The 539-nt window shown below is 63.5% G+C and carries 1 protein-coding gene; it reads right to left on the bottom strand.

Going from position 1 to position 539, the window contains the following annotated elements; translation table 11 throughout:
* Positions 1-164: 164 nt before the first annotated feature.
* A complete protein-coding gene (locus tag AB3347_RS25940) occupies positions 165-488 on the bottom strand; it encodes a MobC family plasmid mobilization relaxosome protein (protein WP_015059937.1) in 324 nt (107 codons plus the stop codon).
* Positions 489-539: the final 51 nt, after the last annotated feature.

Here is a 539-nt window from a genome sequence, read left to right as displayed (position 1 = left end):
ACAGTACCCCGGAGGTGTATTTCTTAACGTAAGGCGACGCGTCAATCAGCTCCCGGACTTCTTCCGGCTTCCCCTGCAGGACGGTGGCGCCTTCACGCTGCCGGTCTTTACCCAGCAGATAGTCCACCGGCCCGGCGCCACCGCCGCGACCGCGTGGATGAAATTTAACGATCATCGTCCGTTCCTTTCTCAAGAACGGCGTGCCGCAGCCGCTCAAGTCCGGCATCGATGGCCATCAGCGCCGCAACAATCTGCACCCTGTCATGGCCGGTACCGCCGCCGGCGTTAACACGGCGGGCTATCTGGTTCAGGTTATTGCCCATGCCGGCAAGCTGGCGCAGCAGCGCCGGCGAGATTGAGGGAAGCTTTCCGGAACGTGCCGGCTTTTCGTCCAGGCAGGTCTGCCGCATCCACGCCGCCAGCTGCCTGCCGTCACAGCGCTCAAGCAGCCGCCGGTGCTCGCCCTCCGTCACCCACATGGTGAGCATCTTGTTCCGTTTCTCTGACAAACCGGCCTCCTGATAACGCCGGGACGGGCG

The sequence above is a fragment of the Massilia sp. X63 genome, assembly GCF_041023745.1.
Lineage (GTDB): Bacteria > Pseudomonadota > Gammaproteobacteria > Burkholderiales > Burkholderiaceae_D > Telluria.
Note: the sequence above shows the minus strand (reverse complement) of the source record. Positions and strands in the feature narration are given on the sequence as shown.